This is a genomic window from Actinoplanes rectilineatus (assembly GCF_000962825.1).
Lineage (GTDB): Bacteria > Actinomycetota > Actinomycetes > Mycobacteriales > Micromonosporaceae > Actinoplanes > Actinoplanes rectilineatus.
Genome location: NZ_JZKF01000223.1, coordinates 1 through 798 on the forward strand (window position 1 = coordinate 1; position 798 = coordinate 798).

Annotated in this window: 1 protein-coding gene; it reads right to left on the reverse strand. The window is 66.2% G+C overall.

Translation table 11 applies throughout. From position 1 onward, the window contains the following. Positions 1 to 330 precede the first annotated feature (330 nt). Positions 331 to 693, reverse strand: a complete 363-nt coding sequence (locus WH85_RS46205) for an MmyB family transcriptional regulator (protein ID WP_052721345.1) — start codon at positions 691 to 693, stop codon at positions 331 to 333. Between the last annotated feature and the right edge of the window lie 105 nt (positions 694 to 798).

Here is a 798-nt window from a genome sequence, read left to right on the forward strand (position 1 = left end):
GCAGTCAGGGTCTGCCTCTGTGGTGATTTCGGGCGCTCAGCACGCCCGAATTCACCACACCCACAACAGCGTGGTGATTTGGGGCGTCCAGCGCGCCCGTATTCACCACACCGCCACGGGTGTGGTGACTTCGGGCGTCCAGCGCGCCCGAAATCACCACGCGGATGGGCTTCGCACCCTTACCACGAAACGTGTCTAGCGAGATCTGCGGACGGTTCTTTCCCGCCGAGTCGCTCCCAGCGCGGTCCCAGGCGATGCTCGAGGACCTGTTCGAGGCTGGTCAGGCGTTCGGGGCCCGGTCGTCCAGGCTCGCGACATCCGCGGAGGGCGTCATCCCGCGTTGTCGCCCGGCCGGCCGGAGGTGACCAGGCTGCGCAGGTCCTCGTCGTTGCGGGCGGTGAAGACGAGCATCCGCTGTCGCTGGTCGTGGCTGAAGATGACCTCGCAGTCGAAGTCCACCCGCCCCGCCGTCGGGTGCAGCAGTGACGTGGTCTCCTGACGGCAGAGGCGTACCTCGTGGTCGTCCCACAGACCGCGGAATTCGGGGCTCTCGGCCAGCAGCGTCGCGATCATCTGTTCGGCCTCGGTCGGATCGGGTTCCAGGTCCGCCGCGGCCCGGACGCTCGCGGCGAAGGTCGCGCTCTGGGCCGCGTGGATGTCGTCGGGATAGCTGCTGCGTTCCTCCGGCATCATGAACCACCGGAACGTGTCAAGATTTTTGAGGCGGGTTGATCACGGATTCTTTGAGTGAATCTGCTGGTCAGCCTGGTTCTCTGCGGGCGGGTTGATCCATGCCGC

What these genes read in the sequence shown, in the direction of transcription:
- WH85_RS46205 (WP_052721345.1), bottom strand. Translation starts at nt 693, where the DNA reads ATGATGCCGGAGGAACGCAGCAGCTATCCCGACGACATCCACGCGGCC.